The organism is Rhodococcus sp. 21391, from assembly GCF_016772255.1.
In the GTDB taxonomy this organism is placed as follows: Bacteria; Actinomycetota; Actinomycetes; order Mycobacteriales; family Mycobacteriaceae; genus Rhodococcus_F; species Rhodococcus_F opacus.
Genome location: NZ_CP063781.1, coordinates 7386696 through 7412816, shown reverse-complemented (window position 1 = coordinate 7412816; position 26121 = coordinate 7386696). Strand labels below are relative to the sequence as shown.

The following is a 26121-nucleotide window of genomic DNA, read 5'->3' as shown; positions in this document are numbered from 1 at the left end:
TTTGCGGCGCCCGGGGCGCTCGTGTCGTGGTGTGTGCTGCGAAAGGGGACCGCGAGCGTGCCCCGGGCGAAACCCTGACCGGTGGAGTCAGCCGGCGAGCCAGCCGCCGTCGACGGGGAGAATCGTTCCGTTGACGTAGGAGGCAGCGTCCGAGCACAGCCAGGCGACCGCCTGCCCGACCTCGTCCGGTTGTCCGTACCTCCCGGCGGCGGTCCTGTCGACGACGTGGTTCATCACGTCGCTGGGAACCGCGGCTGTCATGGCCGTGGCGATCGGGCCCGGTGCCACCGCGTTGACGCGGATACCGGCCCCTCCATAATCGAGGGCCGCGGTCTTGGTCAAGCCGACGACACCGTGTTTGCTGGCGGCGTAGGCGCCCTGGCTGGGAGCGCCGGCCATAGACCAGACCGAGGCAGTGTTGACGATCGCACCCCGCCGACGGGAGAGCATGCTTCGCAGTTGGTATTTCATGCAGAGGAATACACCGGTCAGATTGACCTCCAGCACGCGCGCCCAGTCATCGTCCTCGAGGTCCGCCAGCGGGGCGGGATGAAAGGTTCCCGCGTTGTTGTGCGCATAGTCGAGAGGGCCGAACGTGTTCTCGGCGTATCGGATTGCGGCTTGGACCGAGGCGGAATCGGAGACGTCGGTGCGAATGTACGATGCCTGTCCCCCGGCGTCGGTGATGGCTGCCACCGTATTGCCCGCGTCGTCGTCGAGCAGGTCGCAGATCACCACCGCCGCGCCCTGCGCGGCGAGGGCTTTCGCGGAGGCCGCGCCGATCCCGCGGGCTGCGCCGGTGACCATGGCGACCCTGCCATCGAGTGCGTTCATGATTGTCCTGTTCGTGTGGTGTGTCAGCTGGCGGTGTAGGCGCCGTCGACGCTGAGCGCGGTTCCGGTGACGAACGAGGACGAGGGAGAGGCCAGCCAGAGCACGGCGTCGGCGATCTCGCTCACCTCGGCGATTCGCCCGATGGCGTGCATGGTGTGCATCTTGTCCATGAACGTGTCGTCGGTGGCGGCGACCTCGTCGATCATCGCGGTACGCACCACCCCCGGGCAGATGGCGTTGACCCTCACCCCTGTCGCCGAGTACTCGAGCGCGGCCGCCTTCGTCAGTCCGATGACCCCGTGCTTGGAGGCGATATACGACGCCTGATTCGGCAACGCGACCAGCCCGAGCGCCGAGGAGGTATTGATGATCGAGCCACCGCCGGAGGCAATGATCGCGGGGAGTTCGGCGCGCATGCAGTGAAAAACACCGGTCAGATTGACGTCGATGACCCGAGTCCAGTCCGCGTCGGACATTTCGGCGAGTGGATGGCCGGCGGCCTCGACACCGGCGTTATTGTGCGCGATGTGCAAGGCTCCGAAATTGTGCAGGGCCGCGGCAACCATGGCCTCGACCGATTCGGTGTCGGTGACGTCGGTTTCGACGAAGATCGCCGGGCTCGCCGGAGGCAGGTGGGTGATCGTGGCCTTACCTGCCCGCGGATCCCGGTCCGCGGCGATCACCGATGCACCGGCGTCGATCAGCGCGCCCACACAGGCCCGGCCGATCCCGCCGCCGGCCCCGGTGACGAGGGCCACCCTTCCGCTCAGCTCACGCATAGACCGGCTCCAAATCGAAGTAGACCCGATAGTCGTCGATCAGACCCGCCGGCGTTCGGCTCCAGATGCTCACGACCGGGATCCGGGCCGTGTTTCCGTCCAGCCGGTCGTATGTGACGTCGAGTTCGACGATCGTGGTCGAATCCACGGTCCATTCGTGGACGATGGTGTGATGTAGACCGGCGACCGTTGCGAGGAAATTGGCAGTGCCCTTTTCGATTTCGGCGTGACCGATCAGCGGGGCGCAGTTGGCGAACACCAGTCTTCCGGCGTCGGTGAAGAGTGCTGCGAAGGCGGCGGCATCGAGGGAATCGATGGCGGCGAAGACCTCGCTCGCCGTCCGTACGGTGGCTGTCATCGGATCGACTCCTAGGCGATCTGCGCCGAGCGGGACCGCACGGCGTCAAGGGTGGTTGCGACGGCGGCGAGGTAGTCGGCCTCCATGCGCTCGGCGAACTCGGTCTCGGCGGCGCTGCCCGACTCGACACCGTCGAGCATGATCCGGAAGGTGAAGGTCAGTTGCAGGTTGCCGTCCTCGGCGAACTCGATTTCGTTGTCGATGGTGCCCTTCGCCGATCCGTGGGTGCGCACGAAGTGCACGCGCCGCTGCGGGTAGAGAGTCACGACCTCGCGGACGGTTTCACCGCCGAGGACGATCTCCCGAACGAGTCCGCCGTCGAATCGGTCGGTGACGGTGCACGCAGTGATGGCCGGCACGAACGGCAACGGGTTCTCCGCCTTCATCACCAACCCGTCCCACAGCTCGTCAACCGTTATGTCCACCGTGTCGGGGGTGTTCACCGCCAGCGTCTTGCTCACTTCGATCATGTGCGTGGCCTCCTGGGGCGCGAGATATGCGTTTCCGCATGCGATGAAGATTTTGGGTTTGCGCTACCTGAGCGCATAACCAATAGTGTCGACACTTCCTTGCTGTGTCAAGGGTCACTTTGGCCGATCCGGGACATCGCTAGGCATTGCTCAATCGAAACTCCTCTACCTGACGACATCCTCCTACTTGGGATTCCGCGCGTCAGCCGTCTCACGCATCGATGCGCGAAGCACACGCCTACCGCAAAAGTGTCGTCACTGTACGATCGGACGTACCGCACGAGCGACGTCGATGGAGAGTGGGGCCGTATGAGCAGGCCGGCAGGGACCAGAGGAACTATGGGTGAGCTTCCCCGGCCGGTATTCACCGACCGCCGGTCCACGAGCATTGAGGTGCACAAACACCTACGCGATCTGATTCTCGACAGCACACTGCCACCGGGAACCGTTCTCAAGCAGGCCGAACTGGCGCGGCAATTCGGGACCAGCCGGGCCCCGCTCCGCGAGGCATTCCGCATGCTCCAGGAAGAAGGCCTGATCGAAGCGGATCTCAACCAAGCCGGTCGCGTGCGCGCACTCGACGCCAACGAGCTCGATCAACTCTATGGAGCACGGATCGCCCTCGAATCACTCGGCGTGCGGGTCACCACCGGTCGACTCACCACCGCAGAGGCCACCCGCGCACAGCAGCTGCTCGACACCATGGAGCAGCTGAGGGCCGACAACGACCTGGCTCGGTGGGGCGAAGTGCACCGGCAATTCCATGCCATCTGCATGTCCCGGATCGCCGACCCGCTGCTGCGGACAGTCAACTCGTTCGCCGAACGCAGTGAACGATATCTACGCCTCTACCAGGTGTGGCACCCACAATCATTTGCCGGCGCACACCAGGAGCACGAAGCCATCCTGGCAGCGGTCCGAGGAGCCGATTCCGACAAAGCCGCACGCCTGATGGCCGGGCATCTCGCCCACACCGCGCTGGCGATCCTCCGAGACCTCTCACCCGACGCGTCTCACCACGCTGCGTGCGAAGCCGTGGCCATGGTGACCGGCGTAAAGGTGTCGACACAAATGGAGCCGAACTAGGGAGGTGAGCGTTGGGGGTTTGTTCGAAATTCCCTTTGCTAGGGCCCCGCGCACGAACCCTCACCGGTGCGTTCCGATTGTCGTCCCATGACTGGAACTCGCTGACCTGCAGAGTCCCCGCCTAGATGGGCCGGTGAGGAATCTCGAGTTAGGAGTTGGACCCTATGCTGACGACCATCACGCGGGTCGTCGCCACGATGACCTTCAGCGGGCGGTCGCGTGACGCCCGCTCAGCACCGGCATGCCGAGGCGCTGCGATATCACGCAGAGTCCCACACCGCCCATCGAGTTGCTTCGGTCCATCTGGCATGGGTTTTCGCGGAACGGGTACGACGACGTCGCTTTCGTTTCGTGGGGATATTTGATGCCCTCCACTGGACCCGATAGTCCTGTGATGGCGGAACTCACCGCGCCTCAGCACGGAAGAATTTGGTCTGCACCGACATTGGGGGCTCTGGCTATGTTGTGGTGGCTGTATGCCACGGGTGGTCTGCTGGTCCGGTCAGTCGTTTTCTGCGGAGATTTCGACGCTTCCGAAGCCGAGATACTGCACCCGAAGTCCGGCCCGCCGGAGCTTGGAGGCCGTGTTCCGCAGCTGGGTGGTCAGGCGGTGCAGTTGCGTATGTTCCCATTCCGGTGTCTGAGGGTCGCCGCTATCGAGAAGAGATGCGAACAACTCGTCCAGTGCTCGCCTGAACTCACGAATATCCAGCCGGTCGGCGATGTGATCGTCCACGCTTCTCACCCCTTTCGTAGGTGTATCGACAGTGGGCATCGGATTGTTGCAGGCCGACCGTATGAGGAGACACAGCAGTTCCTGGCGCGAGGGCACCCGCCGGCCGGAGTGGCCCACCGCAGCCGAACCCCGTTGGACAGATGCCGGCCACGGGGTCGATCGAGGGCTGCCGGCGACACCCGGCCTCGGTCCACGTCCGTGGCTGATGGGCCCGTGTCAGACTTCTCTTCACTTTGGCGGGCCTTATCATAAACGGTGACAACGCTTCTCGGTGCATGAATTGGCTCCCACCCGCCGTTGCCCGCTGGCTCGCGTTGCACGGCGGGGCGGCGTATGTCCGGATTGCGAGTACTGCTTGCCACAGGCATGCCGCCGACGGCAGAACCCTGGCAATGGTTGTGACTCGGAGACCTAACGAGAATTCGCGACCTGTACCCGAGTTTTACTTCGACGTCGCGGCCGCGCGGGTACGACCTGTCGTCGTGGAGATCAACCACCTTCTCCATGCGAGGCACGACCCGTGGGGGGTCAGCTTCGGGAGTCTCAGCCCGTCCGATGGACTCGGCGTCAGATCATCTCCACGGCAGACCGACTTCCTCGGTACCCATCCGGGAATCGTTCAGCACGTCCGAAAGCACCAGCCGTATCGAGGCGATGTTCGCCGATCGGGAGGAGCCGGAGAACCAGCAGGACCGACCACGCTGATCGGGCTCGGTGCGGGTACCCGCACAGGACCGGTGAACACCTGTTCTCGATGGGTGCCGATCCGCCCGGTGCGCACTGTGTTTCATTCATCAACCACACCAAGGACCCTGAAAATGTCTACTCGAATTGCCGCCGCGCTCTCCGCGGTTGCCATCACCCTGTCCCTCGGCGCCCTCACCACGCCCACAGCTTCGGCCGCACCGGCAGTACCCGCCGCGACTCCTGCCGCCGGGTCGGTGACGATCTGCTTCGGTGTACCGCTGGGATCGGCCAGCCTCAATTGGTGCTTCTGACAAAGCCATACTGCGTGTGAAAGATTTTGCACGCCGCGGCTGCGACGCCGGGATCCTGACCTTCCCGGAGTTGAACTCATTCGCTGTGAGCACATCCGGTGCCCTGAGTTTTCAGCGCCGCCGGTCCCTGCGGTCGTCCCGCCGATCGTCTCGCCGATCGGTACGGCGCCTGACTCCGTGTGCCACCACCGCCGCCGTGGCGACCGTGGTGGCGGTACGCGCGACCGGGGCGGGTCCGATCACCGCTGCCCGGCGCAAACGTCTGGCCGCTAAAGGCATGTCAGGCACCAACTTCCTCGTCTGATTCGATTGCGGCCAGCAGGGCCTGCACCGGGATGCGCCCACTTGCCACGAGTTGTCCACCGGCGCGGCGCGTGGCCGACGCGAACGGTGCGGCCCACGTGTTCTCCCATACCAGCACGGCCGCTGTACTTCCGGGGTCGATCGCCGCAGCGACCGCGTCGACGTCGTCCTCGCTGAGGAGCATCGCCAACTCGGTCTCGTAGGACCGCAACTCGCCGATCTCACTGTCGTCGAGGTCGGAGAGCTCATACGCTTCGAGTGACCCGTCCATGTCCTTCTTCAGAAGTAGAAGATCCAGGACACGGACTATTCCGCGTTCGACGAGGTCACCGAGTGCGGGTGCGATTTCCCCGTTGAACTTGCTGCCGGGGAACTCCACCACGATCCAGTCGACTGGACCGAGCTCGTCAATTTCTTCGGTCATGTTCGCCACATCCTGCTCATATTGTCGATTCTTGTGGGGTGCCATGTGTGAGCAGGGCAGGCCGGGGAACCAGTTCCACCAGGAACAGCGCCACCACGGTGACCATCACGACCAGTTCCGACGGGTACCTCCAGAACACGAGAGTCATCGTGGCGATGGCTTCACGCGCGTGTGCGGCACGACCGCGAGCGCGGGTGCTTGGCCACACCCGACCCGTTACGCGGCGGGCTGATCCGCGTCGGGTTCGGCCTCCTCGGACTCGGCGACGGACTGGTTGATCCAGACGTAGGTCGGCAGGTTGAGGATCTTCGGGGTACCGGTCGTGCCGAACCGCTCGGGATGCGCGCACCGGGCCGAAGCAAGCACCCAGCGCGTTCGTCGGCCTTGTGAGCTGCCAGTCCGAAGTGCACGTCGGCGGGCGTGTGCAAGCCGATCCCGGTATGGCGATGTTCGTAGTTGTACCAATGGGCGAACGAGTCCATGAACTCTCGTGCGTCGTGGATGGACCCGAATCGCTCCGCGAACGCCGGGCAGTACTTGAGGGTCTCGAACAGTGACTCTGAATAGGGTTGTCGTTGGATACTCGCGGCCGGGAATGCGAGCGGGTGACGTCGAGATCGGCGAGCAGGGTGGCGACGGTCTTGCTGGTCATCTCGAGGTGCCCCGGTCGGCGTGCACGACGTTCGGTATTCCGTGCACAGCAAAGGTTTCGGTCATCATCTCGGCAGCGAGTAGCCCCGACTCGTGGGTCTCGACGTGGGCGCCGACGATGTAGCGGGAGAAGATGTCGATCATCACGTACGCGTCGAAGTACGTGCCCTTGACTGGGCCGGGAAGTTTCGTGGTGTCCCACGAATACACCTCCCGCGGTGCGGTCGCCACCAGTTCCGGACAGGCCCGGGCGGGGTGGCGGGCCTGCCGTCGACGGTCGGTGACCTGCGCGTTTTCGCGCAGTATCCGATACATCGTCGAGACCGAGCTAAGGTAGATGCCCTCGTCGAGGAGTTGGGCATAGACCTCGGCCGGGGCTCGGTCGACGAACCGGTCACTGTCGAGAACGTCGAGGACAGTGCGGCGTTCGGCGTCGGTGAGCTTGTTCTCCGAGGCGTGCGTGACTGCGGCGGCGGCGGTCGGATCCGGTGCCGCGGGCCGGGTCTTGTCCCGTGCTGCGGTGGATCGAACGAGACCCGCCAATATGGTTGCCGACCTTGTGGTTTCACCGGAATCTGTGCGTTCGTGATGGGTGCGAATCAACGCTTCTTGCGCCGCTCGTCCACATCCGCGCTCTCTCAGAGTTGCTCCAAGAGCGAATGTGCTCTTCCCATGATTTCCAGCGCAGTCTCGGTGGTGGCCAGTCGCTTGTTCGCTCTCTCCAACTCGCGTTTGAGGCGTGCGATCTCGGCCTGCTCGGTGGTGAGTTTGCCGATCTTGTCGCCGGGCTTCTTTCCGTCGAGGACGCCGGCATCGCGTTGTTTGCGCCACTCGCTGATCAGGGACGAGTACAGGCCTTCGCGGCGCAGGTACGCGCCTCCGCCGTTTGCTTTTCGCAGGCCTGTTCATAGGTGGTCAGGTGGGCGAGCTTGTCAGCGGCCCTGAAGGCGCGTCGGCGCGTGGGTGCGAGGGGTCCATCGGGACATTGTCCTCGACCAGAACCGTGGGAGAAAACGTTATCGCGGGTTGATCCGTATCTCGCCCCTGCAGGCGTGTTTGCGGTGAACACTGGACTCAACTCACCCTGACACTCAGTGTCCCGGCGACACCGACGATCCTGCGTCCGAATGTCATACGACAAGCATCGGAAGCTCTGCGCCGCCTCGCATCAAGGGACCAACGTCGCGAGCGCTGTGTGCCCCTTCGGAGCCCGACAGGAAGTGGGACACGAGCGTAGATCGGTGCTGCAGGGGCGAGCGAGCGGCGGACATCGGCGTGTCCGTGCATGCGGCACTCAGCGTTCCCTCGACACCGGGGTGTCCGGTCACCGATCGGGACCCGCTGGGTGTCATCGCACCCCAACTACGTCCTGGATTTTCTGCATTCCGATTGCCACATTGAAAACCAACACAAGAAGACCCACCACCAAGATTCCGGCGAGGAATGCCACCACTGCCATCCTGAACCGCGAAGTACTGTCCGCCCGTCCCTCCGGCAGTGACCGAAGTGTAAGTGGAACCTGGCCGGACGGGCTGGTGGGCAACTGCACGCCGAATTCGCCGGAACGCTTCCGCCGCGGCACACGACATGCCTACCGTGAAAGGGAGCGCCCGCTGCGGGTGCATCGGTCTGAGGTGACCTCATGGGTGCGATACTCCGCGACGGGGAATGGCGGGAGGGTTGGTTCCTACGACGCGCAGCCCTCACAGCCTCCGTAGTCATGTTTGCGATCGGGGCGGCATTTCTCATCGACGTGGCCAGGCCGGAATCCATCGGCTATCCCGACTCGATCGCCACTGCCGGAGGCCTTCTGCTGAGCGCAACAGTCTTCCTCCTCAGCTTCGCTCAGAATGATCACCGGCATGCTCTCACTACCGCCGTCCGTGAAGTCCGGGCGCGCGATGCCGCCCTCGTGAAAGCCGGCTCCCACGACGACCCCGACCCGTGGCCGCCGCGCATGTACCGAGAACTCGAGCATGTCGCGACCATGAGCGCCCTGAGCAGACTGTCCCCGCACGCGCTGCAACGTCGCGCATATCTCTGGCGACTGTGGCAACGCGAATGGGACCGGGAGTGGGCCTCGAGCTTGTGGAGCGGCAACGAGGAAGAACGCCGCCGCCATTCATCCGCCAGACGAAGGATCGAGAAACGGCTGCAAACTCAACTCCTCAACGAGATGGGCCGGCAGTCCACTTGGGGTGATCGTCTGAGCCTGGCCATGCCGTCGCCGAGGCCGGAGCCATCGGCACAGCAATTTGAGCACGAACTGTCCGTTCAATCCAGAGCGCTGGCAACGGCCTATCTCCTACTCGGGGCGATGATCGCCCTGACCCTCGTCGGGGTGGCCTTCGTGGACGACCCACTGTCCTGGCCGCCCGACCCGTCGTGGTGGGGTGGCGTCATCCTCGTCGGAGTGGCCTTCGTCTACGTCGATCGAGTCAAGGACGGAATGCGGGCCACCGGCGCCACGGCGGCCCAGCGGATGCACCACTCTGCGTTGCCCATTCTGCAGTGGCTCCAGATCATCCTGCTCGACGGCAACATCAACGACGCGCGGAGGGCAGCGATCGACGAGCACCTCGAGGCCCTCGCGAACGCCGCGGACCTGCCGATGGTGCAGCGGCTGCGCGGCGAATACCGGCTCGCAAAGGCGTTCAGGTCCTTGCCGAGGGTGAACACCGAAAAACCGAAGATCGTCCACTTCGAAGAATCTCGGGAGTGGTGGTTCAGCGATGTCGGGAAGGAAGAGAGCCGGAACCATCCCGATCGCAGCAAGGAACACATTCGCCGGACGCTCTACCACATCGATGCGGCAGTGTCGCATCTCGAGCGTGGCGCCCAGGCACACGACGACCCGATCGCACTGACCGCCCTCGCCGGCGCTCTCGACGCCAAGAATGCCTTCCTCGGCAAGCCGGCGCCTGAACGCGTCCGGCAACTCCTCGAGTCGGCCGTCACGGTATTCGAGAAGATCGAGGCCGGCCCCTATAAGCTCGACGTCGGGGCGCTCCTTTACGGCCACCGCTGGCTGTGGCCCCGGGACGCGGACGTTCTCGAACGCTCCCTGGCGAAGAAGGCCAGACCGGATGGCCTCCAATAGCGACCCGGCCCCTCGCGTCGCCGACGCGCGTGTGCAGCCCTTTGGAGGGTCCGTTGTGAAGAACCGCCGGCCCGGTGGTGTCGTCTCCGCCGCTTGGGGTGGTGGAGGCACCTACTGTCTCGCGGATCGAACGCCAGTTGAGCCAAGGCTGCTCGACCGTTCCTGAGTATGACAGCGTCTGCTCTGGTTGCAGACGTTGAAGCAGTTCGTCTGATTGCGTCGTCTGATTGCGCCAGCACCACTCGCGTGGATTCGCCGACCAGGCACGGTGCTGTTCCCGTCACCGATCAACCAGCTGTACTCGACGTATTGGGTGCGCGCAGGCAGAGCAGAATTCAATCGCGGCGCTCCGTCAAGTTCGGAGAATCACGCTCTGACAAGACGTTGAGAACCTGGCGGTCGGAAACAAGAAGCGACACCGATCCGCGGAACCTTATGGGATCGCGTTCCCACGATGCGGTGGACTCGAAGACGGACTCGTACGCCGCCAGGCCCGAGGATTGTTCACTTCGGTCCGGGGGTGGGGTGACGACGTTGTGGTGGGCTTGGTTGTGGTGGGCTTGGTTGTGGTCGGCCATGGTTGGGCGTTTCCCGGTGTGTGAGGGTTCTGTCGTTTCGGTACGTTCGGCCGCGCACTTCGTTGAAGACGTGCTGTCCCAGTACCCATTCGATCGTGCTCGCGATGCTTTCATGCAATGTCCCTTCGGGGCGTGTGCGGCCGGAGTTCGCTCGGTCCTCGGGCTCGCGTGGGTGGTGGGGTTCCACGGCAAAGCACGGGGTCACACGGTCGAGCTGTATTGGGGTCCAGTCCAACTGTCGGTGTTGCGGAGGCATCCTGTGGAGCAGATCTGTCGCGTGTATTGCCTCGTCAGAAGCACCAATTGAGGCTGGCCGATCCCAGTGGCACGCCGAAGCAGATCGTTACCGAACCAGCGGCGGGGGTCGCGGCGAATGCTTTTACCTCGACCCGGGCCGTAGAGCGCTGCTCGGCGGGCGAAGTGCGTCGGCCAAGCATCTCGGACAATGTGAGGAGTCTTCACGTGCCCGCTTCGCGCGCGCCGGGCGCTGTACCGTTTCTCATCCACGCGATACGTCGCTCCACTCCCTTCAACGCCTACCCCTGCGTTGTTGCACAGGATATGGACACCGGCGAACTCGTCGATCGTGCGCAATGCCAGGTTGTGCACGCTCTCCGGATCCGATACGTCTGTCTGGACACCGATAGCGTTGGCTCCTGACGCTCTCAGAGCCGAAGCTGCGCTATTCAAGCTGTCTTCTTCGATATCGGCAAGTACGACCTTCACACCTCCGCTGGCAGAACGTTCTGCCACAGCGAATCCGATCCCGCTGGCACCGCCAGACGGCTGCCGGGAGTTTCTTCCTCTCCTCCGGCAACAACCCGAGGCGCACATTGTCAACACCTGCTCGGTGGCTGCATTCGCGACCGGTGCACCAACAATGAGCCCCTACGTTGCATCCAAGTTTGCGATCCTGGGGATGAGTGAGAATCTTGAGATCGAATTGCGAACGGCAGGAGAGTCGATCGGGGTATCGGTGCTGTGCCCAGGTCCGGTCAGGACACGCATGACTGAGTCCGAACGCAATCGGCCCAGCGGTGTCGTGTCGACGTTGGCAGATCCCGTTCGGCGTTCGGCGGTCGATCGTCTGGCGTGACGACTGCAACCTTGCCTTCGAGCTCTACCATGCCGATCTCCTGATCCGAAACAGTCACCGTGGGAGGATTGAACGTTCTGCCTGGCAGCAATTCCTGTGCCGATCAGGATTGATGGACCTTCGAGTGCCTCCGGCGCACAAATCCGATCCCGCCGCCGCCGCACGACTGATCCAGTCGGGTCACACACCAACCGAAGTGCGCGACCCGACTGGATCAGGGAATCCGAGCGAGTCGCCCCGTCACTCGAACAATTCGGGTATGCGCGTCATTGTCTCGAAATACGGATCCGCACCGGTGAACGTGGCTATCTCGATCGCCGACAGGATCTCCTCCACGCTGGCACCTGCATCCAGCGCTGCCCGCGTATGGATCTGCACGCCTGGGACGTATAGGTGTGTGACCAGGCAAGAAATGGCAATGTAGATCATTCACGCAACTTCACTGGCAGCGAACCGAATTGGGCCCCGACGGTGGAGAAGTTCATGTAGGCCTCGAACATGTCCGGGTCGAGCGCCAAAACATCGTCCCAGCTCTTGTGCCAGTACCCGCGCTTCTGTTCGAAATCCGCACGCAGGTTCCGCTGTCGGTCGCTTTGCCCGGATGGAGGACGAATCCCCCGTTCGGACAGAACTTCTGCAACGGCCGGCGCCCCGATCGACAGCGCATGGATACTCATGATGCTGACCAGCTGCAATACGTCACGGACTTCGGCTCGACTCGCGCCGAGGTCGAGAGCGGCCCGCACATATGCACGCAGTCGCGGCCAATTCGTGTTGGCAGCGTTGCCTACGACAGCAACCCCAATCAGCGCTTGTTCGACAGGGGTGAGCGCCCCACGTGATCGGGGGACGTCGACCATAGCGCCAAATCTGTCGAAGTACTCTGGGGAATCGTGGTACTCGGCGTCGAGCGTGTCGTTCCAATCACCGAGGTGACCGGATAGAGCCTGCACGGGGGCCAAATTCTCCTTGGAAATTGTCATCGGCAAGCCTTCTCAGAGCAGCCACGATCGTCCTCGGCCTTCTCGCGCGATCCCGTGCCGCGGTGTACCTCAGTGCCGTTTGGGGGCTGGCCTTCGGCGGGGCTGCCAGCCTACTGCAGCCCGTTACGCCTTCCCGCCTTGCACACCCATGACGGATGCTGACCACAAGGCTCACCGGACGCCGGGTTGTACGCTTCGCGGGCCCGCGATCATCGCGCCTCGTTCGACGGTTGTCGCGTCTCCTCGATGCGCTGCCGCTGCCGGACCCCGTACGCCGCCTCCTTGACGGCGGCGTCGTCCTCGAGACCCGACCCGAGGGCCCCACCGATGGTGGCGATGGACGCCAGCAGCCAGGTGAGCGTGAGGTAGTCGGAGAAGTTCACCGCGCGCCCGAGAATGGGGGACAGCAGTTCCGGGGGAAGAGCGAGGCACGTGGTGAACAGGAGCAGGCAGAACAGGGCCACGTGGAGGATGACGACGCCGATGACCAGGGTGGCCACGGTCGCGGTGTTGTACAGCACCGATCGATCACGTTCCGCCGGCGACTTCGGCCGCTCCCAGAGTTCGTGGTCGAGGATCAGCCAGAGAATCATCGCCACGATCGACAGGATCGTCGCCGCACTCATACGCCATGGGCCCATCGTGTCGGCGAACAACCAGATCGTGTCGGTGGCCAGGGCGATCGCACCCGTGGCGAACGCGCCGACGAGCACCTTCGACAGTCCGGTGACCAGTCGCCACGGCCGGTTGGCCCGCACCATCCCCGACAGCAGTCGCAGCCGCCGCAGCCCCGAGGGCGCGAAGTACCGGATACCGTCCTCGATCTGCACACACGGGAACCGTCGCGCCGCACCGGGTGGCATGAGTTCCGGTTCCCCGAGGATGCGGGCGATCGCGAGTTCGGTGACGGTGCGGACGCGGCGCTCGATGTTGACGCCGCCCACCCCGGCGACCGAGATGAGCGCGAAGAGGTAGTCGGCGCTGACTTCGCCCACCACGGGCAGGGTGTTCTCGCGGCGTGGTAGATCGGTGAGGTACACGACGATGTCCTCCGCTTCGGAGGACGGATCGACTGTGTCGATGACATCTGCGAAGTCTGCTTGCTCGTCGGGGAGGTACGGTTTTCGGCGCACGCACGTCGTCCACCGACGCTCGGGGCGATCACGGCTCTGCAGGCGTTGCGGCAGGTACTCCGCGATACGTTCCGCGAGAGCCGCAGGCGTGCCCGGATCCGCGATGAACAGCACCGAGACCTGCTCACCGGCCGCACCGGATTGCCCACCCTGCAGGTGCTCATTCGCATCCACCGCCTTCGCATACCCGCCCGGTCTGCCCCCAAACTCCAGGCAGTGGCTGCGAGTCGATCACGGCGCCGCCGCGGATCTCCGCCGCCTCTGTCCCGTAGACACCATGAGCGGCCGAAGATGCACCGTCGACACGACTACAATCGGCTAGCCAACGCAACGTGCCGGGCCGCAGCACCGATTCCGTCCACGCGCGTTTCGGTCGCTCTTGGAATCGTCGTTCAGCCGGCGGGGCGGTCTGTCACGGTGACCGAGATCTGCTGGGTCTCGCCGCCGCGGAGCACGGTCAGTTCGACTCGATCGCCGGGGTCGACGGCACGGATCGCCGCGATGAAGTCCTCCGCCGACTCGGTGTCGTGGCCGTTGACCGCGGTGATGACATCGCCCGGCCGGATACCCGCGGTCGCTGCCGGACCGAGCGGGACGACCTCGAGGACGACGACACCGCTGGTGCGGTCGACCGCCAGTTGTTCGGCGATCTGCGGGGTCAGTGTGCCGGGCTGAATGCCGACGTACGCATGCTGGGCGGTCCCGGAGGCCAGCAGCTGGTCCGCGACGTCGACGACATCCGCCGCGGGTATGGCGAAGCCCAGAGCCACCGCACCCGCCGACGGGGGAATGTAGGCCTGGCTCATCCCCACGACCCGCCCTTGTCCGTCGATCAGCGCACCCCCGGAATTACCCGGCGAGATCGCAGCGTCGGTCTGAATCAGGTCGACCAGCGGCGCCCCGGTGGAGGCCGACCCGGGGATCTGACGGTGCAATCCTGAGATGATGCCAGAGGTGACCGTGTCCTCGAACCCCAGCGGACTACCCACGACTACGGCGAGCGCGCCGACCTCCGGCAGCGCTGTCTCGAACGTCGCCGCAGTCAGATCCGTGCGGTCCGCTTGAAGGACCGCGACGTCGGCCACCCGATCGACGGCCCGCACGTTCGCAGACACCTGTTGCCCGTCCGCGAAGGCCACACTCACCTGCCGGGCACCCTCGACCACGTGGGCGTTGGTGACGATGGTGCCGTCGGTCTTGTAGACGATGCCGCTGCCCACGCCGGACTCGGTGAGCACGGTGACGACCGAGGCCTCCACCTGCCGGACCAGTGCCGGCAGGTCTACGGCAGGCCCCGCTGAGGGCGTCGAGGTGGTGGGAGCCGAGGCGCCGCATCCTGCGAGGAGGAGGACCACGATCGCGACCAGCGGCACCCAGATCGAGGAACGTACGGTCGACGGCACGCGCATCAGCGACCGCCTCCGTGAGGATTCGGTCTCCTACTTGCACCTACCGCGAGCGGGCCCACCCGATCAACATACCCCTCCCTGCTCCCGTGGTCGGCGACTCCCGACCCACGTCACATACCCATGGAAAACCTACATCGACGATTACAGTGCGCGTGCTCACCTGCTGCGGCGGCGAGTCGTATACTGTTGTACTACTTTTGCTTTCAGACCAGCTTCCCGGCTTCCGCCCGATTCGGTTGCCGTACAGCGAAATCAGACTGTAGTGACTCTACTGGATGGGCTGATCCAACAGCTGGAAAGTGGATTTCGTCACTGGTTCGATTCTGCACCAGGGGATTAGGGTCCACCACCGAGGGCCTGATCCTCTACGTGAGGATGAAGAAGCTGTTATTCCCAGCACTCCCGCGACTGTACTGACAGGGTGGAATCGACTTCCCGCTTTCGACCTGCGGGGCCCTAGGCACCCACCTCCTTCGGCTGCGAAAATTTCCTATCGGGAGTTCAACTCATGGAATTCCCCGAGTAGTGGCTGATGCCCGGAGTGCGCGCACCGGCCGCCTCGAGCGGGTTCCAGCGGACATCTATGCCCTGGGTGAGGTGTGGACGCCACTGTTTCCCGTTGTGTGGACGCCCGTTGGGCGAATCTTGATGACACCCAGTGGCGGATGAGGAACTAACTCTCAGGCGGTTGAGCTTCCGTGAGCTCAAACGGTTGACTGATCGACCGAACGCCGAACTGGTACGCGCGGGCTCGGCGAATCCCAAGTCATCGACGCCTAGGGGGCGTGATGTCAGAGTCCAGTGGCGGGACCTCCGCGGTACGTCGACCTGCCCGCCAGGTTGTAGCAACGTTCGACAACTACGCCGACGCTGAAAACGCCGTCGACTATCTCTCCGACCAACATTTCACGGTAGACAAATTGGCCATCGTCGGTCGCGATATCGAGTTGGTCGAGCAGGTCGTCGGCCGATTGAATTACGGCTGGGCCGCTCTGCGCGGCGCCGCCGCGGGCGCGCTGACGGGTGCGCTGTTCGGCTGGATCTTCGGGTTACTCGATTGGGTCCAGCCGCTGCTCACGGGCCTCGCGCTCGCCTTCTACGGGTTGGTGTTCGGTGCCGTTGTCGGCGCTCTGCTCGGCCTGCTCATGTATGCGCTGCAGGGCGGCCGGCGCGACTTCACCTCAATCCAGTCATTACAACCACGTCACTACGAAGTCCTCGCCGATGTCGAGGTCGCGGACGAAGCCGTCCGCCTGCTCACCGGCCGGACCGATCGAAAGGAATGAGTCATGGCGACCGCTGTGGGTATAGACCTGGGCACCACCAACTCGGTCATCGCAAGCTGGCAAGGCGGCGAGCCGGTGGTGATCTCCAATGTCGAGGGAGCGCGGACGACCCCGTCGGTGGTGGCGTTCACCGAGAGCGGCGAGCGCCTGGTGGGTCAGCTTGCCCGACGGCAGGCGATCTTGAATCCGAAGGGCACGATCTACTCGGCGAAACGCTTCATCGGACGTCATTACGACGAGATCTCCGAGGAGGCAAAAGCGGTCAGCTTCGACGTCGTGCCGGGTGACAACGGTGAGGCCCGATTCGACGTGCGGGGAAAGAAGTACGCGCCGGAGGAGATCAGCGCCCTCGTGCTGCGCAAGCTCGTCGACGACGCGAGCAAGTTCCTCGGTGAGAAGGTCAAGGAAGCGGTCATCACCGTTCCGGCCTACTTCAACGACGCGCAGCGCAACGCCACCAAGGACGCCGGCCGGATCGCAGGCCTCGAGGTTTTGCGGATCATCAACGAGCCGACCGCTGCGGCACTGGCGTACGGCATGGACAAGCAGACCCACGAAACCGTACTGGTCTTCGACCTCGGCGGCGGCACCTTCGATGTGAGCCTGCTCGACGTCGGCGAGGGAGTGGTCGAGGTTCGTTCCACGGCCGGCGACTCCCACCTCGGCGGCGACGACTTCGACCGACGCCTGGTGGATTACCTCGCCGACGAATTCCAGCGTGCGGAGAATATCGATCTGCGCAAGGATGCGCAGGCGTTGCAGCGCCTCTTCGAGGCCGCGGAGAAAGCCAAGGTCGAGTTGTCCTCGGTCACCCAGGCTCAGGTCAACTTGCCCTTCGTCACCGCAGACGCGAACGGTCCCAAGCACCTCACCACCACGATCATGCGATCGAAGTTCGAGGATCTGACGGCGGATCTGGTGGAACGCTGCCTCGACCCCGTGAAGCAGGCGATGAGTGACGCCAAGGTCACCGCCAACGACATCGACGAGGTGATCCTGGTCGGTGGTTCGACACGTATTCCGGCGGTGCAGGCGCTGGTTCGCCGGCTCACCGGCGGTAAGGACCCCCACATGGGCGTCAACCCGGACGAGGTCGTGGCGCTCGGTGCCGCAGTCCAGGCGGGCGTGCTCAAGGGCGAGGTCTCCGATGTGCTGTTACTCGATGTCACCCCGCTGTCCCTCGGCGTCGAGACGCAGGGCGGGGTGATGACCAAGATCATCGAGCGCAACACGACGATCCCGGCCCGGCGCAGCGAAGTGTTCTCCACGGCGGAAGACAATCAGTCCGCCGTGGACGTCGTGGTGCTGCAGGGCGAACGCGAACGGGCCGCCGACAACCGGGTGCTCGGCCGGTTCCGGCTGGAAGACATCCGTCCCGCGCCACGCGGTGAGGCCCAAGTCGAAGTCACGTTCGATATCGACGCCAACGGCATCCTCAACGTCACCGCCCGCGACAAGGACACCGGCAAGGAGCAGAGCATCACGATCAGTGAGCAGGGCAACCTGGACCATAGTGAGGTCGAGCGCATGCTCGCCGAGGCCGAACGGAACCGGGGTGAGGACGAGGCGCTGCGCAAGGCGGTCGACGCACGCAACGCGCTCGATTCGGTTGCATATCAAGTGGAACGGCGACTCGCCGAACTCGGTGACAGTGCGCCACCGCACGACAAGGCGCGGGCCGAGATGCTGATCGCCGACGCCAGAAAGGCCGTGAAAGACGGTGCTTCACCCGCGGAGGTAGAGCCACTCACCTCGGAGCTCCAGCAGTTGCTCTACGGGCTCGCGCCGGTCCAGGACGGCGGCGACGGACACCAGGCCGGCGGCGCAGAGGCTGCGTCGTCGGATGACGACGACGTGATCGACGCCGAATTCGATCGAAGCTGAGGCACACGATGGAAAGGTCTGCAGATCATTCGACGACCGAGCCGGCTACCGACAGGGATCAGACCGAGACGGCGCCCGATCGCACCGACACGGGGGCCGAGTTGGCTCAACTCGAGGACCGCTGGCGCAGGGCCCTCGCAGATCTGGACAACCTGCGCAAGCGGTATGCCAAGGATCTGGACCGTGAACGCGCCGCGGAGGTGGCGAAGGTTTCCGCGGCGTGGCTGCCGGTACTGGACAATTTGGAGCTTGCGCTGGCCCACGCGGGCAGCGATCCTCAGACCGTCGTCGAGGGTGTGAAGGCGATCCGGGATCAGGCGGTGCAGGTGCTCTCACGGTTCGGCTTCGAGCGCCACGACGAGGTCGGTGTGCCGTTCTCCCCGGAGCTCCACGAAGTGGTCAGTGTGGTGGCCCAACCCGACCTTCCCTCCGGGACCGTGACCGAGGTCTTGCGCCCGGGCTATGGAGAGAACGGGCGGCAGCTGCGTCCCGCCGCGGTGGTCGTCAGCCGCCCCGAGGGGTGAGCACCGATGGCGCGTGACTACTACGAAGTGCTCGGGGTCCCGCGGGGCGCCGGCACCGACGAAATCCAGCAGGCCTACCGCAAGCTGGCCCGCAAGTACCACCCCGACGTGAACAAGGACCCCACTGCGGAGGACAAGTTCAAGGAGGCCAACGAGGCCTACCAGGTGTTGTCCGACCCGGACACCCGGAAACGCTACGACCGATTCGGTGACGACTTCCGGCGTGTGCCCGAGGACTACGACGAACGGGTCCGGGCAAGCGCCGGTGGGTACGGCGGCGGCGGGTTCGGCGGTGGGGGCAGAAGGGTGCACTTCGGTCGCGGTGTCGGTGGCGAGGGCGCCGTCGACTTCGAGGACCTCTTCGGGCAGATGTTCGGCGGCGGTGGAGGGTACGGGCCGATTCCCGGCGCCGATCAGGAAGCGGAACTGGAACTGACCCTGGAAGAGGCGTATCGGGGCGGCAAACGCACTCTCAGACTGGACGGACGGCAGTACGACGTCGACATTCCGGCCGGTGTCCTGGACGGCCAGCGAATCCGGCTGGCCGGGCAAGGCGGCCGGAGCAACGGTGACGCGCCGCCCGGGGATCTGTACCTTGTGGTGCGGATCAAGCCGCATTCCCGGTTCCGCGTCCAGGGCCGGGACATCTACGTCGACCTGCCCGTATCGCCATGGGAGGCGGTCCTCGGGTCGACCGTCGTCGTTCCCACCCCGGGTGGCGAGGCGAAAGTCAAAGTGGTGCCGGGCTCGTCGACGGGAAGGAAGCTGCGCCTGCGCGGAGAGGGAATGCCCAATCCGCGGGGCGCCAACGGCAACCTCTACGCCGAAATCAAGGTGATGGTGCCGCCGAAACCGACAGCACGCGAACGCGAGCTGTTCGAGCAGTTGGCCACCGAATCGAACTTCGATCCGAGGAAAGAGACATGAGCACCCCGACCCCGGTCACCCACTACGTCTTGGTTCGCCGTGCCGGATTGTCGCCAGATGCCTTCGCCGAACGTACCGGGCTGCACCCCGACCTGGCACGAAAGCTTGTGGCTCTCGGCCTGCTCGACGCCCACCGCGACGCCGGCGGCGAGATGTCGTTCGAACCGTCCGAAGTGGCCCACGCCGCCCGCATCCAACGGCTGCGGACCGGTCTGGGCCTGAACTACTCGGCAATCGGGCTCGTGCTCGATCTGCTGGATCGAATCGAGAAACTCGAAGCAGCTTCCCGCAGAAGGAGGACACCCCCATGGACACCGGCAGCCTGACTGAAAAGTCACGAGAAGCCCTGCAGGAAGCCCAGAACGTAGCGACCAGAATGGGTCACACCGAGGTCGACGGAGAGCACCTGCTGCTCGCGTTGGTCGACCAGCAGGAAGGGTTGGTCCCCCGACTGCTTGAGCAGGCCGGCGCGAACGTCGATGCCCTGCGATCCGACCTGGAACGTGAACTGTCGCGCAGGCCGAAGGTCAGCGGCCCCGGCGCGACGCCCGGTCAGGTGATGATCACCCAGCGCCTGGCCAAGCTGCTCGACGCCGCGGAACGGGAGGCGAAGCGACTCAAGGATTCCTACGTGTCGGTGGAGCATCTCGTGATGGCCCTCTCCGAGGAGGGGTCGGCCAGTGCGGCGGGGCGGGTCCTCGCCAGTCATGGGGTCACACGAGAGGCCTTCCTCACGGCGCTGACGAAAGTGCGCGGCAATCAACGCGTCACCTCGGCGACCCCGGAGGGGGCGTACGAGGCTCTGGAGAAGTACGGACGCGACCTCGTCTCCGAGGGGCGGGCAGGCAAACTCGATCCGGTCATCGGCCGAGATGCCGAGATCCGCAGGGTAACGCAGATCCTGAGCCGGAAGACGAAGAACAATCCGGTGCTGATCGGCGACCCCGGCGTCGGTAAGACCGCGATCGTCGAGGGCCTCGCCCAGCGGATCGTCCGCGGCGACGTGCCCGAGGGCCTGCGCGACAAGACGATCTTTTCGCTCGACATGGGTTCCCTGGTGGCCGGTGCGAAGTACCGCGGCGAGTTCGAGGAGCGACTGCAGGCGGTGCTGTCCGAGGTGAAGGCGGCCGAGGGGCGCATCCTGTTGTTCGTCGACGAGTTACATACAGTGGTCGGTGCGGGATCAGTGGGCGGCGAGGGGTCTCTCGACGCCGGCAACATGCTCAAGCCGATGCTCGCTCGCGGCGAACTGCACATGATCGGTGCCACCACTCTCGACGAGTATCGCAAGCACATCGAATCCGACGCGGCACTGGAGCGACGCTTCCAGACCGTTCTCGTCGACGAGCCCAGCGCCGAGGATGCGATCTCGATCCTGCGCGGACTTCGAGAACGCCTCGAGGTGTTTCACGGCGTGAAGATTCAAGACGGCGCACTGGTGGCCGCCGTGACCCTCTCGCACCGGTACATCACCGACCGCTTCCTTCCGGACAAGGCGATCGATCTGGTAGACGAGGCGTGCGCCCGGCTACGCACCGAAATCGATTCGATGCCGGCCGAACTCGACGAGCTCACCCGGAAGGTGACCCGGCTGGAGATCGAAGAGGCCGCGCTGTCCAAGGAAACGGACGCGGCCAGCAAGGCGCGCCTCGAAGAGCTGCGTAAGGAGCTGGCCGACCTGCGGGCAGAGGCCGACGCCCGGCACGCTCAGTGGGAGGCGGAGCGGCAGGCGATCAGGCGGGTGCAGGAGCTGCGGGGAGAGCTGGAACGATTGCGCCACGAGGCCGAGGAGGCGGAGCGCAACTACGACCTCAATCGGGCCGCCGAATTGCGATACGGCGAGATCACCGCGCTGGAACGCAGGCTCGAGGCGGCGGAGGAGCAACTGGCCACCAGGCAGGGCCGGAATCCGTTGCTGCGTGAAGTGGTCACCGAAGACGAGATCGCAGAGATCGTGGCCGCATGGACGGGTATCCCGGTCGCCCGGCTGCAGGAAGGCGAGCGGGAGAAGCTGTTGAAGCTCGACGAGATTCTGCACGAGAGGGTCGTCGGTCAGGACGAGGCGGTGCAACTGGTCGCAGACGCGGTGATCCGGGCGAGGTCCGGTATCCGTGATCCGCGCCGGCCGATCGGTTCGTTCATCTTCCTGGGCCCGACGGGCGTGGGAAAGACCGAGCTCGCAAAGACGCTGGCCAGTGCCCTCTTCGACAGCGAAGACAACATGGTGCGCCTGGACATGAGCGAGTACCAGGAGCGGCACACGGTGAGCAGGCTCATCGGTGCGCCCCCCGGGTACGTCGGGTACGACGAGGGTGGCCAGCTCACCGAGGCGGTGCGCCGCAAGCCGTACTCCGTGGTGCTCTTCGACGAGATCGAGAAGGCCCACGCCGACGTCTTCAATACCCTGCTGCAGGTGCTCGATGACGGCCGGATCACCGATTCTCAAGGCAGGCAAGTCGATTTCCGGAACACCGTGATCATCATGACCTCCAACATCGGATCCCAGCATCTCCTCGAGGGAGTCACAGCCGACGGCGAGATCAAGCCGGACGCCCGGGACTGGGTGCTGGCGGAACTGCGCGGGCACTTCCGTCCCGAGTTCCTCAACCGGGTCGACGACATCGTGTTGTTCACCCCGCTCACGCTGCCCCAGATCGAGCACATCGTCGAGCTGCAGCTCACCGATCTTCGGAACAGGTTGTCGGAGCGCCAGATACACCTGGATATCACGCCGGAAGCACGCCGGCTCATCGCCGAACGCGGTTTCGACCCGGTCTACGGTGCGCGGCCGCTGCGGCGGTACATCGCCCACGAGGTAGAGACCAAGATCGGTCGTGCGCTGTTGCGGGGCGAAATCGAACCGGGTGGCACTATCAGTGTCACGGTGGACGGCGGCGAGCTCGCCGTCGCGTATGAGGAACCCGCCGTCGCGGCGGCCTGAGAAGAGGTGTCGTCATGGGATCCGACAAGGTGAAGTGTCCGAACTGCGGCAAGATCAACAAGGTGCCGGCGGCCGGGGAAGGAAAACCGCGCTGCGGGAACTGTCACGAGCCGCTGCCCTGGATCGCCTCGGCAGGGGACGGCGACTTCGCGGAGGTCGCCGAGAAGTCCTCGGTGCCTGTGCTCGTCGACCTCTGGGCGACGTGGTGCGGCCCGTGCCGCATGGTCAGCCCGGCGCTCGAGCAGCTCGCCACAGAACGCGCAGGTCAGATCAAGCTGGTCAAGGTCGACGTAGATGTTGCTCCCCAGACGGCCGAACGGTTCACCGTCCGCGCCGTGCCGACTCTGCTGGTGATGGACCGGGGTGAGGTCCTCGCTCGGCAGGCGGGCGCAGCTCCCGTACCCCAGCTGCGCACGTGGCTCGATCAGGCACTCTCGGAAAATGCAGGCAAGGAGGCGAAGTCATGACCTTTGTCCATGCGGACCCACACGTGACCGCGATCCGGGCCGTGGTGCCCCGGACCCCGCAGGGTTGCGAGGAATGTCTTCGCCTCGGCACCCCGTGGGTGCATCTGAGGCTGTGCCTGACGTGCGGACACGTCGGTTGCTGCGACTCTTCGCCGGGCAAGCACGCGAGCGCGCACGCTCACGCCATCGGCCATCCGATCGTCCAGTCGATGGAGCCCGGTGAAGATTGGCGCTGGTGTTATGTCGACCAGAACTTCGTCTGAGGACGCCACACCCGTCGGCGACGTTCCGCCGGTCGACGACGAGACTCCGGATGCGGTCGGAGCATTCCCGCGGCTGACGGACGACCAGGTCGCAACGCTCGAGACCGGTGGCACGCGTCGATCGGTTCACGCCGGCGAGGTTCTGATCCGTGAGGGCGCGCCCAGCCACGACTTCTTCGTCATCCTCTCCGGCAAGGTCGCGGTCATCGACGAGGGCGACGGGGACGGCGAACGCCGGATATTGCGCGTGCACGGTCCCGGCCGATTCCTGGGCGAGCTCGGACTGCTCGAAGGCCAGGTGGCGTTCTTCACCGCCGAGACCATCGAGGACGGCGAGGTCCTCGTCGTCCCCGCCGCGCGGGTGCGCGAACTGGTGGCCCACGATCTCGTGCTCAGCGATCTGATCCTGCGCGCCTACCTGGTCCGCCGGCACCTGCTGATCGGACTCGGATCCGGGTTCCGGATCATCGGCTCCTGCTATTCCCCGGACACGTTGCGGCTTCGGGAATTCGCCATGCGAAACCGACTACCCCACAGGTGGATCGATCTGGAGCAGGACCAGCGGGCGGAGCAGCTGCTGCGCAGCCTGGACATCGCCCCCGAGGACACTCCCGTCGTGATCTGGCACGGCCAGAAAGTGCTGCGCAATCCGACGAACGCCGAACTCGCCCGCGTCGTCGGGCTTCCGGTCCCGGACTCGGTCCCGGACGCAGCCCAGGACGTGTGCAACCTCGTCGTCGTGGGTGCCGGACCGGCCGGTCTGGCCGCGTCCGTGTACGGCGCCTCGGACGGGTTGAACACGGTGACGCTGGAGTCGATCGCCGCCGGCGGCCAAGCCAGTACCTCCTCCCGGATCGAGAACTACCTGGGCTTCCCCGCAGGGATCTCCGGCGCTGAATTGGCAGAGCGCGCGGTGCTCCAGGCCGGCAAGTTCGGCGCCCGCATCCTGGTGTCGGCCGACGTGACCGGTTTGGGATCCGAGGCCGGGAACCATGTTCTCCGGCTGGCGGACGGCGGCGCGGTCCGCGGCCGGGCCGTCGTGCTCGCCACCGGGGCGCGATACCGCAAGTTGGCAGTTCCGGGGATCGAGGCACTGGAGGGAACAAGCGTGTACTACGCCGCAACCCATCAGGAAGCGCGGATGTGCGGCACCGACCCGGTGGCCATCGTCGGCGGCGGAAACTCCGCCGGCCAGGCCACCGTCTTCCTCGCCGACCATGTCTCCCATGTCCACCTGTTCATCCGCGGCGACGACCTCGGAAAGAGCATGTCCCGATACCTGGTCGACCAGATCGAGCACCATCCGCGCGTCACCGTGCACCGGAACACCGAGATTCGTATGGTCCACGGTGAGAAATACCTCGAGGAAATCGTGGTCGAGGACAACCGCACCGGCGACCAGGACACGATCCGGGTGCACGCCCTGTTCGTCTTCATCGGGGCGACGCCGCACACCGGGTGGCTGGCCGACGCGATCGCACTCGACGACCACGGCTTCGTCCTCACAGGCGTGGACGCGGCGCGTGCTCGAGGAGACGGCGACCGGTGGATCGGCGCCGGGTTGTCGAGGACGCTCGAAACCAGCCGGCCCGGCCTGTTCGCGGCGGGCGACGTCCGCCGCGGCTCGGTGAAACGGGTCGCATCCGCTGTCGGTGAAGGAGCGATGGCGGTTCGCCAAATCCATGAATACTTCGAGAGGAGCTGACGACATGCCAGTGATGGGCACCGTGAAATTTCAGCGGTTCTTCCGGGCAGCGGCTGGACTGCAGGTCGACCGGAACGACCTCAAGCGCTATACGGATTTCATCGACGACAAGATCTACGACATGATTCTCATCGGCAAGGCCTCAGCCAAGGCCAACCTGCGGGACGTGATCGAACCGTGGGACCTGCCGATCACCAAGGGGCTGCAGGAGAGCATCCACCGGTTCGAAAAACTGGACGAGGAGATCGAACTTCAACCTCTGCTCGACCAACTGACGGCCCGCCCGCCGTTGGACGTGGCCCTCTCCGAGGAGACCGAGCAGCGACTGCCGCTGATCGCCGGAGGCTTGAGCGTGGCGCTGGCCCATACCTTTGTCACGGTCGAGCCGGACCGCAAGAACCCCGGCACCGCCGAATGGAACGTTGCCTTCGACATCTTCCATCTACTGCTCTGACCCCGGACGGCGGTCCGGGGTCAGAGCAGTAGATCGCCGGGACGCGAAAGGAACTCGTTTCTTCAGCGAAGCGAGGAAGCCTCGCCAGAACATCTCGTCCTCACTGTTTGCGAAATCTCGGGATCCGGATTGGGACGTCGCCGGCCTCGGTGGGGCCGGGACCCGTTGCGTTCGCTCGTGCGGTCCTCGGTGCGTTCACAGCGGCCGGCGCCGATCTGTTCGGTGGCTTCGGTTTCGATCAGTTCCTGCATCACCATCCGGACCGATTCACTCAGATTCACTCCGTCTCCGGTGCGGAATGCGTCGAGTAGCTCGGACAGGTCAGACTCTACGTCGGAGCCGCGCCGCTCAGCCCCAAACCCCACCACTCCACGGGACGCCCACCCGGCTCAGCAGGATGTTCTCCCCCGGCGAGATCGACTCCCGCGATAGTCGCAACCCGAGGCGGCCACGCTCGGACCCCTTCATCGCATCCCCGGTCGGCGCCTTCGCGATGGTCCGCCACTCACCATTGACACACACCGCGGATGCCTTCTGCCCGAAGTTCATCGTGTCGCGGTTGCAGTGCTGCAACAGGCCGCCGCCCATACCGGGGATCGCGTTCTCCGCTGAGAAACCGCGGCGCTCGAGCTCGGCATACACAAGTTCTAACGGCAGTTGCGCCGCTTTGGGGCCACTGTCGACGAGCGGACGCCGGACGGTCGTCATGCCCGCGGCTCGCGCGCGTCGAGG

General features: G+C 64.9%; 27 protein-coding genes and 2 pseudogenes. 14 read left to right on the top strand and 15 right to left on the bottom strand.

Annotated features, from left to right (window positions below):
* Window positions 1-87: 87 nt before the first annotated feature.
* From GO592_RS34430 to GO592_RS34415, 4 genes are read right to left on the bottom strand one after another with little or no spacing between them, the layout of a single operon-like run.
* The gene (locus GO592_RS34430; protein ID WP_202715074.1) at window positions 88-834 is read right to left on the bottom strand and encodes an SDR family NAD(P)-dependent oxidoreductase; all 747 of its coding nucleotides are present in this window, start codon (window positions 832-834) and stop codon (window positions 88-90) included.
* A 23-nt stretch (window positions 835-857) separates the two neighbouring features.
* Window positions 858-1613, bottom strand: a complete 756-nt coding sequence (locus tag GO592_RS34425; protein ID WP_172651839.1) for an SDR family NAD(P)-dependent oxidoreductase — start codon at window positions 1611-1613, stop codon at window positions 858-860.
* Window positions 1606-1971: a nuclear transport factor 2 family protein gene (locus tag GO592_RS34420; protein WP_172651840.1), complete on the bottom strand. Its 366-nt coding sequence runs from the start codon at window positions 1969-1971 to the stop codon at window positions 1606-1608. The genes GO592_RS34425 and GO592_RS34420 overlap by 8 nt, the downstream gene beginning before the upstream one ends.
* 11 nt (window positions 1972-1982) lie before the next feature.
* A complete protein-coding gene (locus GO592_RS34415; protein ID WP_172651841.1) occupies window positions 1983-2441 on the bottom strand; it encodes an SRPBCC family protein in 459 nt (152 codons plus the stop codon).
* Window positions 2442-2780: 339 nt separating this feature from the next.
* Between GO592_RS34415 and GO592_RS34410 the strand changes: the two genes are divergently transcribed.
* Window positions 2781-3527: a GntR family transcriptional regulator gene (locus GO592_RS34410; protein ID WP_202715073.1), complete on the top strand. Its 747-nt coding sequence runs from the start codon at window positions 2781-2783 to the stop codon at window positions 3525-3527.
* A gap of 502 nt (window positions 3528-4029) precedes the next feature.
* Here the strand turns inward: GO592_RS34410 and GO592_RS34405 are convergent.
* Window positions 4030-4263 (bottom strand): hypothetical protein, encoded by a 234-nt coding sequence (locus GO592_RS34405; protein WP_172651843.1) that lies wholly within the window; start codon window positions 4261-4263, stop codon window positions 4030-4032.
* Window positions 4264-5081: 818 nt separating this feature from the next.
* Here GO592_RS34405 and GO592_RS34400 point away from each other — a divergent pair.
* Entirely contained in the window at window positions 5082-5261 is a 180-nt protein-coding gene (locus tag GO592_RS34400) for a hypothetical protein (protein WP_172650982.1), read from the top strand.
* Window positions 5262-5541: 280 nt separating this feature from the next.
* Here the strand turns inward: GO592_RS34400 and GO592_RS34395 are convergent, their stop codons facing one another.
* The 3 genes and pseudogenes from GO592_RS34395 to GO592_RS34390 form a co-directional block, all read right to left on the bottom strand.
* Window positions 5542-5988 carry a DUF6325 family protein gene (locus GO592_RS34395; protein WP_172650983.1) on the bottom strand — a complete coding sequence of 149 codons (447 nt, stop codon included), beginning with the start codon at window positions 5986-5988 and terminating at the stop codon, window positions 5542-5544.
* A 16-nt stretch (window positions 5989-6004) separates the two neighbouring features.
* Window positions 6005-6127 carry a hypothetical protein gene (locus tag GO592_RS46005; RefSeq protein WP_257225826.1) on the bottom strand — a complete coding sequence of 41 codons (123 nt, stop codon included), beginning with the start codon at window positions 6125-6127 and terminating at the stop codon, window positions 6005-6007.
* A gap of 77 nt (window positions 6128-6204) precedes the next feature.
* A pseudogene (locus tag GO592_RS34390) lies at window positions 6205-7627 on the bottom strand (IS3 family transposase); the annotation flags it as partial.
* Between the two features lie 654 nt (window positions 7628-8281).
* Here GO592_RS34390 and GO592_RS34385 point away from each other — a divergent pair.
* Entirely contained in the window at window positions 8282-9739 is a 1458-nt protein-coding gene (locus tag GO592_RS34385) for a hypothetical protein (protein ID WP_039952574.1), read from the top strand.
* 779 nt (window positions 9740-10518) lie between these two features.
* Here the strand turns inward: GO592_RS34385 and GO592_RS45005 are convergent.
* A complete protein-coding gene (locus GO592_RS45005) occupies window positions 10519-11151 on the bottom strand; it encodes an SDR family NAD(P)-dependent oxidoreductase (protein WP_237720578.1) in 633 nt (210 codons plus the stop codon).
* Here GO592_RS45005 and GO592_RS34375 point away from each other — a divergent pair.
* Entirely contained in the window at window positions 11051-11413 is a 363-nt protein-coding gene (locus tag GO592_RS34375; RefSeq protein WP_237720577.1) for an SDR family NAD(P)-dependent oxidoreductase, read from the top strand. The two genes, GO592_RS45005 and GO592_RS34375, sit on opposite strands and share 101 nt — an antisense overlap.
* Window positions 11414-11653: 240 nt before the next feature.
* Here the strand turns inward: GO592_RS34375 and GO592_RS34370 are convergent, their stop codons facing one another.
* From GO592_RS34370 to GO592_RS34355, 4 genes are all read right to left on the bottom strand, one after another.
* Window positions 11654-11842 carry a carboxymuconolactone decarboxylase family protein gene (locus GO592_RS34370; RefSeq protein WP_007299858.1) on the bottom strand — a complete coding sequence of 63 codons (189 nt, stop codon included), beginning with the start codon at window positions 11840-11842 and terminating at the stop codon, window positions 11654-11656.
* Window positions 11839-12396 carry a carboxymuconolactone decarboxylase family protein gene (locus GO592_RS34365; RefSeq protein WP_007299857.1) on the bottom strand — a complete coding sequence of 186 codons (558 nt, stop codon included), beginning with the start codon at window positions 12394-12396 and terminating at the stop codon, window positions 11839-11841. The genes GO592_RS34370 and GO592_RS34365 overlap by 4 nt, the downstream gene beginning before the upstream one ends.
* Window positions 12397-12605: 209 nt before the next feature.
* On the bottom strand, window positions 12606-13703 hold the full coding sequence (locus tag GO592_RS34360; RefSeq protein ID WP_007299856.1) for a hypothetical protein: 1098 nt from the start codon (window positions 13701-13703) through the stop codon (window positions 12606-12608).
* Between the two features lie 218 nt (window positions 13704-13921).
* Window positions 13922-14938, bottom strand: a complete 1017-nt coding sequence (locus GO592_RS34355) for a S1C family serine protease (RefSeq protein ID WP_172651847.1) — start codon at window positions 14936-14938, stop codon at window positions 13922-13924.
* 788 nt (window positions 14939-15726) lie between these two features.
* On the opposite strand from GO592_RS34355, the gene GO592_RS34350 reads away from it, so the two are divergent.
* The 10 genes from GO592_RS34350 to GO592_RS34305 are packed head-to-tail and all read left to right on the top strand — an operon-like array spanning window position 15727 to window position 25389.
* The gene (locus GO592_RS34350; protein ID WP_007299855.1) at window positions 15727-16224 is read left to right on the top strand and encodes a general stress protein; all 498 of its coding nucleotides are present in this window, start codon (window positions 15727-15729) and stop codon (window positions 16222-16224) included.
* Between the two features lie 3 nt (window positions 16225-16227).
* Window positions 16228-18108 (top strand): molecular chaperone DnaK, encoded by a 1881-nt coding sequence (dnaK, locus tag GO592_RS34345; protein WP_172651848.1) that lies wholly within the window; start codon window positions 16228-16230, stop codon window positions 18106-18108.
* An 8-nt stretch (window positions 18109-18116) separates the two neighbouring features.
* On the top strand, window positions 18117-18632 hold the full coding sequence (locus tag GO592_RS34340; RefSeq protein WP_172651849.1) for a nucleotide exchange factor GrpE: 516 nt from the start codon (window positions 18117-18119) through the stop codon (window positions 18630-18632).
* Window positions 18633-18638: 6 nt separating this feature from the next.
* Window positions 18639-19559 (top strand): DnaJ C-terminal domain-containing protein, encoded by a 921-nt coding sequence (locus GO592_RS34335; RefSeq protein WP_172651850.1) that lies wholly within the window; start codon window positions 18639-18641, stop codon window positions 19557-19559.
* A complete protein-coding gene (locus tag GO592_RS34330) occupies window positions 19556-19885 on the top strand; it encodes a chaperone modulator CbpM (RefSeq protein WP_172651851.1) in 330 nt (109 codons plus the stop codon). Before GO592_RS34335 ends, GO592_RS34330 begins: the two co-directional genes overlap by 4 nt.
* Window positions 19867-22500 (top strand): ATP-dependent chaperone ClpB, encoded by a 2634-nt coding sequence (clpB, locus tag GO592_RS34325; protein WP_172651852.1) that lies wholly within the window; start codon window positions 19867-19869, stop codon window positions 22498-22500. Before GO592_RS34330 ends, clpB begins: the two co-directional genes overlap by 19 nt.
* Window positions 22501-22514: 14 nt before the next feature.
* Window positions 22515-22967, top strand: coding sequence for a thioredoxin (trxA, locus tag GO592_RS34320; RefSeq protein WP_007297052.1), 453 nt, complete (start codon window positions 22515-22517; stop codon window positions 22965-22967).
* The gene (locus GO592_RS34315; protein WP_007297053.1) at window positions 22964-23230 is read left to right on the top strand and encodes a ubiquitin carboxyl-terminal hydrolase 14; all 267 of its coding nucleotides are present in this window, start codon (window positions 22964-22966) and stop codon (window positions 23228-23230) included. The genes trxA and GO592_RS34315 overlap by 4 nt, the downstream gene beginning before the upstream one ends.
* On the top strand, window positions 23208-24935 hold the full coding sequence (locus GO592_RS34310) for an FAD-dependent oxidoreductase (RefSeq protein WP_007297054.1): 1728 nt from the start codon (window positions 23208-23210) through the stop codon (window positions 24933-24935). The genes GO592_RS34315 and GO592_RS34310 overlap by 23 nt, the downstream gene beginning before the upstream one ends.
* Before the next feature lie 13 nt (window positions 24936-24948).
* Complete coding sequence (locus tag GO592_RS34305; protein WP_005259205.1) at window positions 24949-25389, top strand: DUF1931 family protein; 441 nt, start codon at window positions 24949-24951, stop codon at window positions 25387-25389.
* Between the two features lie 106 nt (window positions 25390-25495).
* Here GO592_RS34305 and GO592_RS34300 read toward each other — a convergent pair.
* Window positions 25496-25754, bottom strand: a pseudogene (locus tag GO592_RS34300) (transposase); the annotation flags it as partial.
* On the bottom strand, window positions 25738-26097 hold the full coding sequence (locus GO592_RS34295) for a nicotinate phosphoribosyltransferase (protein ID WP_007297056.1): 360 nt from the start codon (window positions 26095-26097) through the stop codon (window positions 25738-25740). The pseudogene GO592_RS34300 and the gene GO592_RS34295, both read right to left, overlap by 17 nt.
* Window positions 26098-26121 lie beyond the last annotated feature (24 nt).